14 protein-coding genes are annotated in these 14,919 nt (G+C 68.6%); 8 read left to right on the forward strand and 6 right to left on the reverse strand.

Features of this window, described 5'->3' with window-relative positions:
- Positions 1–131 precede the first annotated feature (131 nt).
- From G6O54_RS13560 to G6O54_RS38525, 4 genes are read left to right on the forward strand one after another with little or no spacing between them, the layout of a single operon-like run.
- Positions 132–671, forward strand: coding sequence for a chemotaxis protein CheW (locus tag G6O54_RS13560; protein WP_250846875.1), 540 nt, complete (start codon positions 132–134; stop codon positions 669–671).
- A gap of 4 nt (positions 672–675) precedes the next feature.
- Positions 676–1,968 carry a CheR family methyltransferase gene (locus G6O54_RS13565; protein ID WP_250846876.1) on the forward strand — a complete coding sequence of 431 codons (1,293 nt, stop codon included), beginning with the start codon at positions 676–678 and terminating at the stop codon, positions 1,966–1,968.
- A 1-nt stretch (position 1,969) separates the two neighbouring features.
- A complete protein-coding gene (locus G6O54_RS13570) occupies positions 1,970–2,737 on the forward strand; it encodes a chemotaxis protein CheW (RefSeq protein ID WP_165226127.1) in 768 nt (255 codons plus the stop codon).
- Positions 2,734–5,106 (forward strand): hybrid sensor histidine kinase/response regulator, encoded by a 2,373-nt coding sequence (locus G6O54_RS38525; RefSeq protein ID WP_261357716.1) that lies wholly within the window; start codon positions 2,734–2,736, stop codon positions 5,104–5,106. Before G6O54_RS13570 ends, G6O54_RS38525 begins: the two co-directional genes overlap by 4 nt.
- Positions 5,107–5,118: 12 nt before the next feature.
- On the opposite strand, the gene G6O54_RS13580 is transcribed toward G6O54_RS38525, so the two are convergent.
- Both G6O54_RS13580 and G6O54_RS13585 read right to left on the reverse strand, forming a co-directional pair.
- Positions 5,119–5,670, reverse strand: a complete 552-nt coding sequence (locus tag G6O54_RS13580; RefSeq protein WP_165226129.1) for a hypothetical protein — start codon at positions 5,668–5,670, stop codon at positions 5,119–5,121.
- A gap of 72 nt (positions 5,671–5,742) precedes the next feature.
- Complete coding sequence (locus G6O54_RS13585; protein WP_250846877.1) at positions 5,743–7,605, reverse strand: AI-2E family transporter; 1,863 nt, start codon at positions 7,603–7,605, stop codon at positions 5,743–5,745.
- Positions 7,606–7,872: 267 nt separating this feature from the next.
- On the opposite strand from G6O54_RS13585, the gene G6O54_RS13590 reads away from it, so the two are divergent.
- The 3 genes from G6O54_RS13590 (at position 7,873) to G6O54_RS13600 (ending at position 10,846) form a co-directional block, all read left to right on the forward strand.
- Positions 7,873–9,204, forward strand: coding sequence for an AAA family ATPase (locus G6O54_RS13590; protein WP_165226133.1), 1,332 nt, complete (start codon positions 7,873–7,875; stop codon positions 9,202–9,204).
- Positions 9,201–9,953, forward strand: a complete 753-nt coding sequence (locus G6O54_RS13595) for an RloB family protein (protein WP_165226135.1) — start codon at positions 9,201–9,203, stop codon at positions 9,951–9,953. The genes G6O54_RS13590 and G6O54_RS13595 overlap by 4 nt, the downstream gene beginning before the upstream one ends.
- 107 nt (positions 9,954–10,060) lie before the next feature.
- A complete protein-coding gene (locus G6O54_RS13600) occupies positions 10,061–10,846 on the forward strand; it encodes a phytanoyl-CoA dioxygenase family protein (protein WP_165226137.1) in 786 nt (261 codons plus the stop codon).
- A gap of 419 nt (positions 10,847–11,265) precedes the next feature.
- On the opposite strand, the gene G6O54_RS13605 is transcribed toward G6O54_RS13600, so the two are convergent.
- Positions 11,266–11,583 (reverse strand): hypothetical protein, encoded by a 318-nt coding sequence (locus G6O54_RS13605; protein ID WP_165226139.1) that lies wholly within the window; start codon positions 11,581–11,583, stop codon positions 11,266–11,268.
- A 139-nt stretch (positions 11,584–11,722) separates the two neighbouring features.
- On the reverse strand, positions 11,723–12,025 hold the full coding sequence (gene rbp / locus G6O54_RS13610) for an RNA-binding regulator (protein ID WP_165226141.1): 303 nt from the start codon (positions 12,023–12,025) through the stop codon (positions 11,723–11,725).
- A gap of 326 nt (positions 12,026–12,351) precedes the next feature.
- Here rbp and G6O54_RS13615 point away from each other — a divergent pair, with 326 nt between their 5' ends.
- Entirely contained in the window at positions 12,352–12,705 is a 354-nt protein-coding gene (locus G6O54_RS13615) for a hypothetical protein (RefSeq protein ID WP_165226143.1), read from the forward strand.
- Positions 12,706–12,776: 71 nt separating this feature from the next.
- On the opposite strand, the gene G6O54_RS13620 is transcribed toward G6O54_RS13615, so the two are convergent.
- A complete protein-coding gene (locus tag G6O54_RS13620) occupies positions 12,777–13,244 on the reverse strand; it encodes a hypothetical protein (protein ID WP_165226145.1) in 468 nt (155 codons plus the stop codon).
- Positions 13,245–13,552: 308 nt separating this feature from the next.
- A complete protein-coding gene (locus G6O54_RS13625) occupies positions 13,553–14,599 on the reverse strand; it encodes a DUF3500 domain-containing protein (protein WP_165226147.1) in 1,047 nt (348 codons plus the stop codon).
- Between the last annotated feature and the right edge of the window lie 320 nt (positions 14,600–14,919).

Consider the following 14,919-nt stretch of genomic DNA (forward strand, 5'->3'; position numbering starts at 1 on the left):
CGCTTCGGGACCAGCCCGCGCGGTCCCGTGGTGTCGCTTCGCTTCCACCACGGCCACCCGGACAATCGGCACTGCGGGATCTCGTCGACCCATCGAACCGGGACTCGCCTTGCCCTCCGGCATGGGAGTTCATGGGGGACACCGGAGGGCGCCCGCGGCCGGGCGTGGACGCCATGCTGCTCTTGACCTTCCGGGCGGCGGGGAGCCGCTACGCGGTGGACGTGAAGCGGGTCGTGGAGGTCGTGCCCCGGGTGGAGCTGAGGGCCCTGCCCCATGCGCCGGGGTCCCTCGTGGGCGTCTTCGACTACCGCGGCCGGGTCGTCCCCGTGGTGGACCTCGGCCTGCTGTTCGGGGGGCCTCGCTCCGCCGACCGGCTGAGCACGCGAGTCATCCTGGTGGACGCCCGCGCGCCGGAGGCCGAGGCCGCCGCGACGGCCCGGCAGCGCCGGCTCCTCGGCCTGATCGCGGAGCAGGTCAGCGACGTCTCGGCGGTCAAGCCCGCGCAGATGATCTCGGCGCGGATGCAGCTCCCGCAGTCGCCCTACCTCGGGCCGATCGTGGAGATCGGCCAGGAGATGGTCCAGCTCGTCGCCGCGGAGCACATCCTGGAGCCGCCGCTCCAGGACGCGTTCTTCGCCCCGGGTGCCGCCGGCACGCCGGCGGGGAGCTGAGCCCATGACGTCGACCGACGCGATGAGACGCATCGAGGCCATGCTCGCCGGCCGGATCGGCCTCGATCCGGCGTCGGTCGGGTCGAACCTGGTCGCCCGGGCCGTGAGGCTGCGGATGATCGACCGCGGCCTGGCCCAGGCCGAGCCCTACGCCGAGCTCCTCGAACGCTCCGAGCACGAGCTCCAGTCGCTCGTCGAGGAGGTGGTGATCCCGGAGAGCTGGTTCTTCCGCGACGAGGCCCCCTTCGTCCACCTCCGCGAGCACGTCCGGGCCGGCTGGATCGCCCGCCCGGAGCGCCCGCCATTGCGGCTGCTGAGCATCCCCTGCGCGGGGGGCGAGGAGCCCTATTCGCTGGTGATCGCGCTGGCCGAGGTCGGGCTGCCTCCCGACCGCTATCGGCTGGACGCCGTGGACGTCAGCGCCCGGCAGGTCGAGGCCGCGCGGCGCGGCGTCTACTCGGCCAATGCGTTCCGCGGCGGCGACCTCGCGTATCGCGGCCGCTTCTTCCGCCGCCACCCGCGCGGCTTCGAGATCGACCCGGCGCTCCGATCCCGAGTCCGGTTCCATGTCGGCAGCATCTTGGACCGGGCCTTGCTCGGACACGAGGCCCCGTACGACGTGATCTTCTGCCGCAACCTGCTCATCTACCTGGACGCCGCCGCGAAGGCCGCCGCGATGGCGACGCTCGACCGGCTCCTGGCGGCCGACGGCCTGCTCGTCATCGGCCACGCCGACCGGCTGGGCATGCCGGGCCGCGGGCCGTACTTCGCCCCGGCCGCCGAGCCCCGAGCCTTCGCCTACCGGCGTGCCCTCTCCCTGCCCGCGCCCGCGAGGCCGGCGGCCTTCCTGCCGCCGCCGCCCCCATCGCCCACGACGTCGCGTCCCGCCCGGCCCGTGCCGCGGCCATCCGCCCCGGCGGAGCCCCCCGCCCCGGCGGAGCCCCCCGCCCCCCCTCCGGCCCTCGCGGGCGAGGAGGTCGAGTCGCTGCTCGCCCGCGCGACCGAGCTGGCGAATGCGAACCGGGCCGACGAGGCGATCGCCGCCTGCACCGAATACCTGAAGGGACCGAGACGGTCCGCGGCCGTCTATGCGATGCTCGGCGTGCTCTACCAGTCGGTCGGCAATCGCCGGGGCGCCGAGGACGCCTTCAAGAAGGCCGTGTATCTGGACCCCGACCACGACGAGGCGCTCCTCGCCCTGGCCCTGATCGCCGACCGCCGGGGCGAGGCGGCGGAGGCGGCCGGCCATCGCCGCCGGGCGGAGCGGGCCAGGTTGAAGAAGAAGGGAGGGTCCTGAGATGACCGACCGTCACGACGCCCGCGGGCCCGGGTCGTCCGCATCGTCCGCATCCGCCGCTCGCGTGGTCCCGCTGCCGGGCGCCGATTGCTGGAACGTGATCGGTACGTCCGGCGACAAGAGCTGCCCGGAGCTGGAGGTCCACGTCCACTGCCGCAATTGCCCGGTCTTCGCCTCCGCGGCCCGGACCTTCTTCGACCGCAACGCGCCGGAGGGCTACCTCGCCGAGTGGACGCGGTGGCTAGGCGGCGCCGCCGCCCCCGGGACCGAGGGGGACGAGGCCGGGGACGACGCCGAGCTGACCGCCGGCGGGCGCGACCTGCTCAGCGTCCTGATCTTCCGCCTGGGCCAGGAATGGCTGGCGTTCCGCACCACCACCGTGGCCGAGGTGACGAGCCCCCGCCCCGTGCACCGGATCCCGCACCGTTCCGATGACATCCTCCGGGGGCTCGTGAACCTTCGCGGCCAGCTTCAGCTCTGCATCTCGCTCCACGGCCTGCTCGGCGTCGCGCGGTCGGACGAGCAGGACGGGGCGCGGTCGCGCCTGGTGGTCCTCCGCGACCGGGCCCGGTCCGAGACCTGGGTCTTCGCGGCCGAGGAGGTCCTGGGCGTGCATCGGCTGGCGAAGGCCCACGTCCTGGGCGTGTCGTCGAGCCTGGCCAACGCCGAGGTCAGCTTCAGCCAGGCCATCCTCTCGTGGGAAGGTCGCAGCGTCAGCTTCCTGGACGAGCCGCGGGTCTTCGCCGCGCTCCGGAGTCTCGGCGAATGAGCGACGACCTGAGCAGCTTCTCGATGATGGACCTCTTCCGCATGGAAGCGGAGGAGCGCCTGACCGTGCTTTCCGAGGGCCTCGTCGCGCTCGAAGGCGGCGGCGCGACCGCGGCCACGATCGAGCCCCTGATGCGCGCCGCGCACTCGCTCAAGGGGGCCGCGCGGATCGTCAACCTGGACGCCGCCGTCCGCGTCGCCCACGCGATGGAGGACTGCCTCGTCGCCGCCCAGAAGGGGGCCATCACCCTCTCGCCTCCGGACATCGACGTCCTGCTCCGCGGGGTCGATTTCCTCTCCCAGATCTCGAAGGTCGCCGAGCCCGAGATCGAGCCCTGGCAGGCCGCCCGCGCCGGCGAGGTGGAGACACTCGCCGCCGAGCTCGCGAAGATCGAGCAGGGGATGTCCGCGGAGCCGGTCCCGCCATCCGCACCGGCACCAGCTCCCGAGCCCATCGCGCCGGCCTTGAAGCCGGAGCCGGAGCCCGAGCCTGCGCCCCCCGCCCCGCCGCCCGTCGTCGAGGCCACCCCGGTCTCGGCACCGGCCCCGGCCCCGGCACCCGCCCCGAAGCCCTCGCCCGCACCGAGCCCCGCCGCAGCCCAGGCGGAGCCGGCCGACCGGGTGGTCCGGGTGACGGCGGAGAGCCTGACCCGGCTGATGGGCCTGGCCGGCGAGTCCCTCGTCCAGACGCGGCGGCTCCGGCCGTTCGTCGATTCGCTGCTGAACCTCAAGAGTCGGCAGTCGCGATTGCTCGAGACCCTCCAGCGGCTGGAGGACCGGCTCTCGGAGGCCGGCGACGCCCTGCCCGCGGCCGACCGCGAGCTGCTGGCCACGGCGCGGGGGCAGGCCTCGCGGTGCATGGAGGGGCTGGGGGCGACGCTCGAGACGATCGAGGAGTTCGCCCGCGGCAGCGAGGACCTCTCCGGCCGGCTCCATCACGAGGTGCTGGCCAGCCGGATGCGGCCGTTCGCCGACGGCATCCGCGGCTTCGCGCGGCTCGTCCGCGACGTGGCCAAGCAGCTCGGCAAGCAGGCGAAGTTCGAGGTCGTCGGCGAAACGACGGGCGTCGACCGCGACATCCTCGACGGCCTCGAGGCCCCGCTCAATCACCTGGTCCGCAACGCGCTCGACCACGGCCTGGAGATGCCCGACGCCCGCCGGGCCGCCGGCAAGGATCCGGCCGGGACGATCCGCCTGGAGGCCCGCCACCGGGCGGGCATGCTCCAGATCATCGTCGCCGACGACGGCCGCGGCATCGACCTGGACCGGCTCCGCGCCAAGGTCGTGGAGAAGGGGCTGACGACGGCCGCCGTCGCGGCCCGGCTCAACGACGCGGAGCTGCTCGACTTCCTCTTCCTGCCGGGCTTCTCCACCAAGGACGCGGTGACGGAGATCTCCGGCCGGGGCGTGGGCCTGGACGTCGTCCAGAGCATGGTGCAGGCCGTCCGCGGCTCGGTCCGGGTCTCCAGCCAGCTCGGCGCCGGGACGCGGTTCATCCTCCAGCTCCCGCTCACGGTCTCGGTGATCCGGGCGCTGCTCGTGGAGATCGCCGGCGAGCCCTACGCCTTCCCGCTCAACCGGATCGACCGCATCCTGATGCTCGACCGCGGCGACATCCGCGAGCTCGAGGGCAAGCCGCACATGCTCCTCGACGGCCAGCCCGTGGGACTCGTCGAGGCCGCCCAGATCCTCGAGCTGCCGGCCTCCGCTCGCGACAGGGGCACCCTCCCGGTGGTCGTCGCCAGCGACCGCAGCCACCGGTTCAGCGTCGTCGTGGATAAATTCCTGGGCGAGCGAGACCTCCGGGTCGCGCCGCTCGACCCCAGGCTCGGCAAGGTGCCGAATCTGAACAGCTCCTCGGTGCTGGAGGACGGCTGGCCGGTCCTGATCATCGACGTCGAGGACCTGATCCGGTCGGTCGACAACCTCCTGACCGGCCGTCGGATCAAGAACCTGGCCGCCGAGGTCGCCGCCGCCGCCGAGTCGAGGGGCCCGAAGCGGATCCTGGTCGTGGACGACTCGATCACCGTCCGCGAGCTCGAGCGCCAGCTCCTGGAGAACCGCGGCTACGAGGTGGACATCGCCGTGGACGGCGTCGACGGCTGGAACGCCGTCCGGTCGAACCGCTACGACCTGGTGGTCAGCGACATCGACATGCCCCGGATGGACGGGATCCAGTTCGTCTCCCACATCAAGGAAGACGCACGTCTCCGGTCCATCCCCGTGATCATCGTCTCGTACAAGGACCGCGAGGAGGACCGCATCCGCGGCCTGGACGTGGGGGCGAACGTTTACTTGACCAAGAGCAGCTTCCACGACCAGACGTTCCTGAACACGATCGTGGACCTGATCGGCGAGGCGGGGGGCTGAGGACGCGAGGTTTCAGGTGGCCGGTGCCGGGTCCGCTCCGACCGGAGCCTCTTCCTTTACCGCATCTTCGATCGCCGTGCAGCGCTGCTGGAGGAGCCGATTATAGGCATCCTGGAGAGCATCGCGATGGGCCTGCTCTTCCGTCAGGATGGCGGCGACATCGCGGGCGCCCTCGGAGTCGCCGACGGCGGCCAGGGCCTTCGACCAGGCGGTCAGGCGGTGGATCTCGTGGGCTTTCGCGTCGAGGTCGGCGCCGAGATGGTCGAGCGGGCCGGAGGCGAGCTTGCCGACCTTGTCCTTGATCTGGTCCCAGACCTTGCCGACCTTGCCCCCGGATGCGCGGCTTGGCGTGTGGCCGTACCGGGTGGCGACGGTCTCGATGATCCGCGCGTGCCGCTCATCGGCCTCGGCGATCTCGTGATAGAGGACCCCGAGCCCCGGCTCCGGGGGGGCCTCCGCGCGGTCCTCGGCGCTCGCCGCCAGCCCCTTCTCGACGTCCAGGCTCTTGACGAGCTCGGCGGCGATCCAGGCGCGATCGATGGTGATGGTCCCCGGCGTGGACATGGCGGCTCTCCCTTCGCTTCCGTATCTGATCCGTTCCTAGGACGAGGGCTGTCTGTTCGGCGAGAATGACGCTCAGGCCGGCAGTGGGGCCGACGCGACGGCCTTCTCCCTGAGCTCGGGATTGACCATCTGGAAGATCCGCTCCCGGGCCTCGGCCAGCGTGTCCACCACCCTGGTGGCCCCGAGCTCCGAGAGCCGCTCGCGGCCCTTGCCAGGGCCGGGGCCGTCGCCCGCCTCGTCGGCGTGTCCCCAGCGGCCGAGCACCAGCGGCATGTCCGGGAACCTCGCCCGCAACTGGCGGACGAGGTAGCGGCCCAGCGCCAGGCCCTCCTTCGGCAGGACCGAGGCGACCACGACCCGCGGCGCCTCCTCGGCCACGCGCTCGGCCACGTGCAGGGACGAGTCGGTGCAGGCGAGGACCTCCATCCGGCATCCCCCCGCCGCCAGGAGCTGGCCCAGCATCCGCAGCGCCAGGGCATCCGACGTGTTCTCCACGGCCAGGCCGACCACACAGGGCGAACCGTCGCTCTCCACGGACGCCTCCTCCCCCTGAGGGACGAGCCCCCGGGTGCTCAGGCTATAGTCGGGCCGGCCCTCGAGCGAATCGAGGATCTCGCCGACCACCGACCAGACGAATTCGCGCTCGGTGTCGTTCAGCTCCTCGCGGGCCGCGTCGCGTTCCGCCCGGGCCAGCGCCGGGATCAGGACCTCGTCGAAGACCTCCGCCCGCGGCCGCTTCTTGAGCGCCCCCTCGACGACGTCGATCGCCCGCTCCCGGTCGAGGGCCACCAGCCGCTGGTAGAAGCGGACGTCCGGCTCGAGTTCCGTCTCCTCGCCGAGCATGGTGGAGAAGAAGGAGAGCACCGGGACGTACTTGCCGATCACCGCCAGACAGACCGTCAGGGGCGTCGAGAGGAGCAGCCCCATCGTCCCCCAGAGCCACGTCCAGAACATCGCCGCGACGAGCAGCCCGAGCGCCGAGACGCCCGTGGTCTTCCCATACACGACCGGCTCCAGGAAACTGTTGAGCGCCGTCTCGACCACGCCGAAGAGGGCGATCACCTCCAGCGGCTGCCGCCAGCCGGGGAAGTAGGCGAACGAGAAGACCACCGGCAGCACGAATGCGGCGGCCGGCCCGACGTAGGGGATGAATCGGAGCATCGCCGCGAGCGACCCCCAGAGCTCCGCATAAGGGACACCAATCACCTTGAGCCCCAGCCAGATCACCAGGCCGAAACCGGCGTTCATCAGCGAGAACATGCCCAGGTACTTGCTGATCCGCTGGCCGATCTCCTGCATCGTCCGTGTGGTCAGCGTGACGTGGTAGTGCCCGAACAGGGCGACGATCCGGTCCGACAGCTCCTCGCGGCCGATGAGCATGAACAGGACCAGGATGAGCACGAAGCTGCCGACGCCGAGGAACTCCAGGTATGGGCCGACATAAGAGGAGAGCCGTTCCTGGAACGACGGATGCGAGACCACCTCGACCCTCTGGATCGGGACCTGGCCTCGCTCGTCGGGGACCGCGGGAGCCTCCATCTTGGCCGTGACCTCGTTGGCCATCTTCTCGAGCCTCTCCGCGGTCGTCTCCTTCCCCTTCTCCCGGAAGACGCCCGCGCCGCTGAGCTTGCTCTCGATGTTCTTCTGATACTCCGGGAGCTTCGCCGCCAGCGACGTCAACTGCTGCCCCACGACGAACCCGATCCCGCCGAGCAGCCCCAGGCTGAGGAGGACCATGAAGACGACGGACGCCGTCCGCGGCAGCCCGGCTTTCTCCAGCAGGCGGACGCCCGGGGCCAGCGCGAAACTGAGCAGGATGGACAGCGCCAGGGGCTTGAGGACCTCTCCCGCGAAATACATGAAGGCGATCGATGAGAAGAGGATGATCGTCAGCTTGAACGGGTCGGCAAAGCGGCTCGCTTCATTCTCGGCCACCGCGGTCTCCTCCGCACGACGGACACGGGCCCGGGGACGGGATGCGTAGCGAGCAATATGCAGTTCCCTTGCCAATCGCACCAAAACCGACTCCGAAGAAGGGTCCAAGGGTCGTGACCGGAGCGTACGCAGCGCCAAGTTAGATGGCGGGCGTCGGAGTGTCTCGATTTCGCTGGACGGGAGATGGATCTCACCGGCGAATTCTACTGGCCGTAGAAAATCTACGCCGCCCGGAGTAGACTTGTCGATGAGAGGAGATGGGGGATCATGATCATTGAACTGACGATCGAGAACTTCAAATCTTTCCTCGAAGCGATGACCATCGGCTTCGCGGCCGGTACGACGTCGCAACTCCCAGGGAATTTGCTCAGACATCGGAATGGCGAGCGTTTCGTCAAATCCATGGCCCTATACGGCCTGAATGCATGCGGGAAGACGACGGTCCTGGACGCGCTCCATGCGTTGAGCTCCTTCGTTCTCTTCAGCAGCCAGGATCAGAAGCCCACCGCGAAGATTCCCCACTTCGAGCCGTTCGCTCTCGATAGATCCTCGTCGTTGAAGCCAGCGCGTGTGGCCTTGGTCGTCGACCTGGAGGGGGATCGCTATACTCTCGATGTCTCCGCGACGGCCGATCGAGTCTGGAGCGAGACGCTCAGGACGCAGCGAGTGTCGAAACAGCCGAGCCGTAAGGCGACGGAGAAGATCCTGATCGAGCGCCGTTGGGATCCCGATAAGAGGATGTACATAACCTCACTTCACGAAGATCTCGGGACGGACCTCACGCGTAGATCTGTCCTCGAGCAGACTCCCCGCAACCGCCTCATGCTGGGGAAGCTATCGTCGATGGGTCATGCTGTTGCGTCTCGGATCATGCAATGGTTTGATGAAGACCTTCAATTCTATGATATGCATCGAAATCCTTACTCAGAGGATGCGATGCTGACGACGACCGCTAGGCTGCTGAGGGAGAACCCGGCCTTCGCTGAGATGGTGGAGCGTCTCATGAGGGACGCGGACACGGGAATTCGGCGGCTGCGGGTCGTCGATGAGAAGGTGGCCGAGCCAGTGATCTTGGAATCGGGCAGCAAGCTGGAATGGAAAGAGGGCGTCCGGCCGGGGCTTTCCTTCCAGCATGCGGCGCGGGATGGTTCGGAGACCATCTTTCGAAGGCGGCAGGAGTCGTCCGGGACCCTTCGGTTCGTGGCGTTGATAGCCGCCATCCTCCATCCCAGCCCGCGGCGGCGCCTGATCTGCATCGACGAACTGAGCGCGAGTATGCATCCGGCCCTTGTCCGACGACTACTCCGCGTCGTACATGGTCGAACTTTCAACAACGCGGGAAATCAGATCCTGTTCACGACGCACGATACCCACCTGATGAACAGGCTGTTGCGCCGGGATCAGATCATGATCTGCAAGAAGAGCCGCTTCGGCCGAAGCGCGGCGAGGCGGTTGGACGAGTATCAGGATACGGCGAGGTCGGATGCCAATCTGGAGAAGCAGTACCTGGACGGGCGATTCGGTGGCGTGCCGCAATTCGGCCCCACGCTCGAAGACGTGCCCGTGGACGCCGAGCCTCTGGAGCTCGACCCCCGATGAATCGGCGCCTCAATCGTCGCATCCTGATCGTGGGCGAGGGGCGCGAAACCGAATACAACTATTTCGTCGGATTTCGTAATGCGCTTGAGGAAGAACTGGAGTCGACCGCGACTTCTGTCGTCGTGAAGCGAGGCAAAGGCGGCAGTGCGCGGAACATCGTGGAAAACGCGATCAAGAAGCGGAAGGAGTTCAAGCCTGACCCAGATCGCGGCGATCGGGCGTTCCTCTTGCTGGACACGGAGGGACCCGGTCGTGCATCGGAACTTCCGGAAGCCAATCGTCTGGCGAAGAAGAATGGAATCGATATCGTCTATTCTTGCCCCTCTTTCGAGTACTGGCTCTTGTGCCACTTCGAGAAGGCGTCGCGGAGCCATTTCCGGAATTGTGCTTCGGTGATCGAGGTGCTCGACCGGAAGTGGAAGGGCGTCTGCAAGTTTCCATACGACAAGACCGATCAGGATGTGTTCGAGCGATTGTCCGATCGATTGATGCTGGCTTGTGACCAGGCGCTGGCGATCGATCTCCATCACATCCACTCGCAGAATGCCGCGGTTTGCGTCAATCCATCGACACAGGTCTTTGAGCTTGTGGCCATCTTGATCGGCGCCAAGACGGCGGAGAGGTGTCCGATCGCGGGCAGATGGAGATCGGCGGGCAGCTCCTCGGTGACGGTCGAATTCGTCAGGGGAGACAGGTTGCCGGAGCATGAAGGCAGGCCCGTAAGATGGAGTAAAGATCCGGAGGCATGAGTCCCACGATCCGGTCGCCAAGAGAGGCCTCCCTCGCCACTCCATGCCGCCAGTACCCTTCCCTTTGGAGTCGATAAGAGCGTCGTGGGTGTCGCGAAGGATCACGCATGGAAAGACTCGCACGAGATAACGAGTCGGCCGTCCGGTTTGACTGGAAGGAGGCCATCATTGATGACGGTTACACAGTCATCGAAGGCGTCTTTTCACCCGAGGCCGCCGCGGGGCTGATCGAACGGGCGATGCCCTACCTGGAGACGGGCGGGCCGGGTGTCCTCGAGCGAGGGGGCGAGACTTACGGCGTCCGCGACCTCCTCTGGCGCTCTCCCGAGGTGGCGCAGCTCGCCGCCTCGCCGCCCCTCCTGGACCTGGCCCGGGCGGTGATCGGCGAGGACGCCTTCGCGGTCCGGGGGATCTTCTTCGACAAGACGCCGACCACGAACTGGAACCTGCCCTGGCACCAGGACACGACGATCGCCGTCCGCGCCCTGCGCGAGGCGGAGGGGTTCGGCCCGTGGACCCTGAAGGCCGGGATCCCCCACGCGATCGCCCCGGCGGGGCTCCTCGAGCGGATGATCACCGTGCGGCTCCACCTGGACGACTGCGGCCCGCAGAACGGCCCGATGCGCGTGCTCCCCGGCTCCCATCGCGAGGGGAAGCTGGACACCCAGGGCCTGCTCCGATGGGCGGCCCGCGCTCCCGAAATCGCCGCGGATTGCCTGGTGGACGCCGGCGGGGTGGTCGTCATGCGGCCCCTGCTGGTCCATGCGTCATCGTCCGGGACCGGCCCCGGGCATCGGCGGGTGATCCATCTCGAGTACGCGGCGGATCCCCTGCCGCATGGTCTCGACTGGTACGTCCGCTCACGGGGCCTCGGCCGCGGCGAGCGTTCGTGAGTATCGGCGAGATCGCGAGCCGGCTCGATCCTCCGGGGTGGCCTTCGGGGCAGGCCCCCGGGAGGCCGGTGCTCAGGGGATCTCCGTGTCGGTGAGCGATGAAGGAGGGGCGAACTTCGACCCCTTGGACTTCAACCGGGGGGGATCGGCCTGCCGCACCGCGCACTGGGGGTGGATACCCGCTTGCGAGTAGACGGGCTGGTTGCAGATGGGACAGCGGATTCTCGTGGAGACCGGGTTTGGCGGGTTGTGATAGTGTCTCGGGAGCATCGTCTCTGCCTTCCAGCTAAGGGGCTATGCCATGCCGTGCGCAGCGACCTCGAGGCCCATTCCCGTTTCCCCTTCGGTCGGTGTGAGAGCCGGAATCCGCCTCCCCTACCTTTTCCGAGCGGTAATCGAGGGGCCCCATGGGGCAGGCACTACCTCGGCCGTCGAGATCGTCGAGGAAGCGGCTGGGGGGCGTCGGGTCGCGGCGCGGTCCAGCCGATCTGGACCAGGGGATCGCCGGAGATGGGGTCGGTCATGCCGAGATCGGTCACCGCGGTGAGCGAGACGAGGACCGAGTCGCCCCCCCTCACGTAGCAAGGCTCCTCACCGGGGCGTGACGAGGAGAGGGCGAAGAGGACCGAGTCGCCGACCTGGAGCGAGGCGCCGGGGGGCGAAGGCACGACCGCCTCGCAGCGTCGGCCCCGCTCGACGTCCGAGATTTGCAGCTCATCCGACGGGTAGGTGTGCATCGGCGTTCCTCCGGAAGGCCCCGATTTCGGCCGTGCTCATGCGGGGATGGCTTGCCATGCGGACGATGATCCCGCGGCGAGGCACCACGGAGGAGCCGGCCGACACGCATCTCCACGGCGGGAGGCCGGGCGGGCGCGGTCAATAACGACGACCGCCGCCGCCGCCGCCATAGCCGCCGCCGGACGGGCGATTCTCGCGGGGCTTGGCCACGTTGACCGTGAGGTTGCGGCCGCCGTGGGCCAGGCCGTTGAGCCCCTCGATGGCCGCATCGGCCTCGCCGTCGGAGGTCATCTCCACGAAGGCGAATCCCTTCGATCGGTTCGTGTCGCGATCGACCACGACCTGGACGCTCTGGATGGCGCCGAACGGCGCGAACAGCGCCTCCAGGTCGGACTCATTGACGTTGTAGCTCAGGTTGCCGACGTACAGCTTCTTAGACAAGTGACACTCCGAAAGGCGAGGATGCTGACCCGTGTAGGCTTCCCGGGTCGAGGCGAAAGGGGGGCTCGAGGGGAGCCCGCCCGGCGGGAGCGGCGAAGGAGAGGAGCAACGACAGGATCGCGAAGAGCCGGCGGAGCCACTCGGTCGTCAGACCAACCAACCGGAGAGTATCAAGGATTGGAACTAAAAGATAGGATAATCCGTTCGAATTCTTGATTTCTCCCGCCCGCGGAATCCAGTCGCCCGCGTCGCGGCGATCGGATACGATGCTCGAAGGCCAGGGATCGGCGAACACATCAACCCTTGTGCGGATGGAAGGGATATCTATGGATCGAACCGAGGAGATCCTCGTCGACCTGTTCTCCAGGCTGAGGGGCGAGCTGAAGGCGGATTCCGGCATCGGCCTGGCTCTCAAGGCGGCCGGCCCCGACCTGACCCTGAGGATCCGCACTTCGAAGCCGACGGGCGATGAGAAGCGCCCATACTACGCGATCGTGGTCGGGACGGCCGAGCGGGACGGATCGTTCCGGGTCTCCTACAAGCCGGGCGGGGTTCCGCTGGCCGAGCGGCAGGTGACGATCATCGAGGATCATCATCCCGTCGAGGAGCTGCTCGGCCTGATCCGGCGACATGTCGAGGCGGAGCGGCGAAGGGTGATCGAGTTCCGGGACGGCCCATGAAGGGCGGTCCCCCCCGGGGCCGAGGGGAACCGCCGCTCGGCGGACCAACCGTGGTACGCCCTGTCGTCGATTCACCGCGCCGGCGCTGGCGTCGACCGCCCGTTCGGGACGCTCGAGACCTTCGCCTCGAGGAATCGCCCGCTCCCGGGATGCGCCGGCACGATCGTCTCGAGTACGGCGAGCGTCCGATAGAATTGCTCCGGCTCGGAGTAGGGGAAGACGGGGTCCTGGGGGCCGATCCCAGGTCCGCCATCGTGCCCTTCGATGGACACGAGCCTGTACCAGTCGCCGGTCGCGTGGATCCCCTCCATCGCGCGGCACAACTCCTCGTGCGAGCGATAGACGCGCTTCCGCCTGGCCAGCTCGACGATCCCGGATGTCACGTGGATCTCCCGCACGGCCGGGCCGCGACTCGCCGGGCCGATCCCGGGATCGACGTCGCCGCACCGCTCGATCGCCAGGTGGGCGAGGAAGAACAGTCCCGCGGGCAGGACGCACGCCGTCAAGGCGGACGCGATCCCCTGTCCCAGTCGGCGCATGGCGTCTCACTCCTCCCGAGCCGGTGCCCCGGTCGGCAAGCGAAAGAATGATCATTGTTTATCCTGTTCACGCGCGGGGAGAGCCCGCGCCCGCGGACGTGGCGGGCGTTCACTCGGACGAACGGTGACGGATCATCCCCTCAGGGGCCCGAGGCTCCTCGGCGCGCAAGGCGACCGAGGACGATCCCCGCGAGCCCCCGATCCTCCTCGAGGACGTCACGCCCTCGAAGCATGGGGCATTGAACACCGCGGAGGACCGGAGGTATCGCGGGGACCTCGGGAATTCTCAGGCCGCATCCATCCGCGTCTCAGGCCAGGCGGGCGACGTTGAGCCAGGCGTGGACATGCGGCGCGCCGCGGAAGTACCAGGAGAAGGCCGGCCCCTCGAGCTTCCAGATGTCCCAGATGCGGTCCTCGCCCAGGTCGTCCTCCTTGAAGAAGGTCAGGCGGAGCGAGTCGACCCCGCCGCTCGCATCGAGGCACTGGCGGACCTCGGCGGCGTCGCAGTCCCGGAAGATCGCGAGCATCGTGTCCACGAGCGCGCGGGTCATCTGCTTCTGCTGGCCGTCGAGCGTCCCGATCGAGAGCCCGGTGGCGGGGAGGGCCTTGCCCTTGAGGCGGACCGTGTCGGCGTCGTCGGCCTCGGCGTCGTCCCGGAGGGCCAGCTTGCGCTGCGCGTCGTCCAGGGTGGAGAAGATCTTGTTGGCGGCCTCGGCCTGGGGCCACCAGACGTTGCCGGTGTGCTTCGCGTCCTCGTCGAAGTTCCCGTTGGCGGCGTGGCCGTAGAAGATCGGCCCGCCGAACGCCGCGCCGGCGACGCTGTTGCCGTCGACGCGGAGCGTGTCGTGACGGCCGGTGAGGACCCATTCGAACGGCTTCTCGCTCTCGGGCTCGCCGAAGACGGCGACGTGATAGGCGTCGAAGCCCCCCGAGTCGTCCTTCATCTGCTTCATGAACCGCTCGTGGCCGTCCTCGCTGGAGAGCCCCTTCATGATCTCGCGGCAGAGGGCCTGTTGCTCCTTGTCCAGGTCGCGGATCGACGGCTTGACGATGTTCCAGTTGTTCTTCACGACCGACCGCAGGTTGTGATCGAACGGGAAGCAGATCGCCTCGCGCTGAGGCTTCGTCAGGCTCTTGTAGAACCGGGCGACGGCCGTCTCCGCGGGATTGGTCCGTTCGGGCGCCGACCTCGACAGGCTCATCGCCGCCCGGGCCGCGACGTTCAGGCCCAGCCCGGGGACCGCCGCCCCCAGGAGCCCCGCCCCCACCCCTCGCACGAAGTCACGCCGGGACAAACGCTCGCAGGCATCGCGCTGGGACTCGGATTCTTCCGGCCGGCTCGTGTCGTCGGTCATCGATGCGACTCCTTGGCTGAGGGACCGAGGGGATCCTGGACTCACGATCAAGCTAGCCCCACCCTGCGCCCAGGTCAACGAAAACCCGCGACGAGTGGCCGGAGGCATCGCGTATCGGGTATTCGCACGGCGCATGAGGGGGTGGCCCCGGGGCGGCCCGCGCGGGATAAGGACGGGTGGGAGCGAATACCGGGGCCTGCAACGCGGATGGCCGGCGAGCATTCGGGCACCTCGCTCGATCAGGTATGTTCCCGCGGATGCCCAGCCCGGGCATCCGCGCGGGTGGCCCGAGGCCGAAGTGGCGTTACAAGGATCCATCC

This window comes from Aquisphaera insulae (assembly GCF_011064615.1).
Lineage (GTDB): Bacteria > Planctomycetota > Planctomycetia > Isosphaerales > Isosphaeraceae > Aquisphaera > Aquisphaera insulae.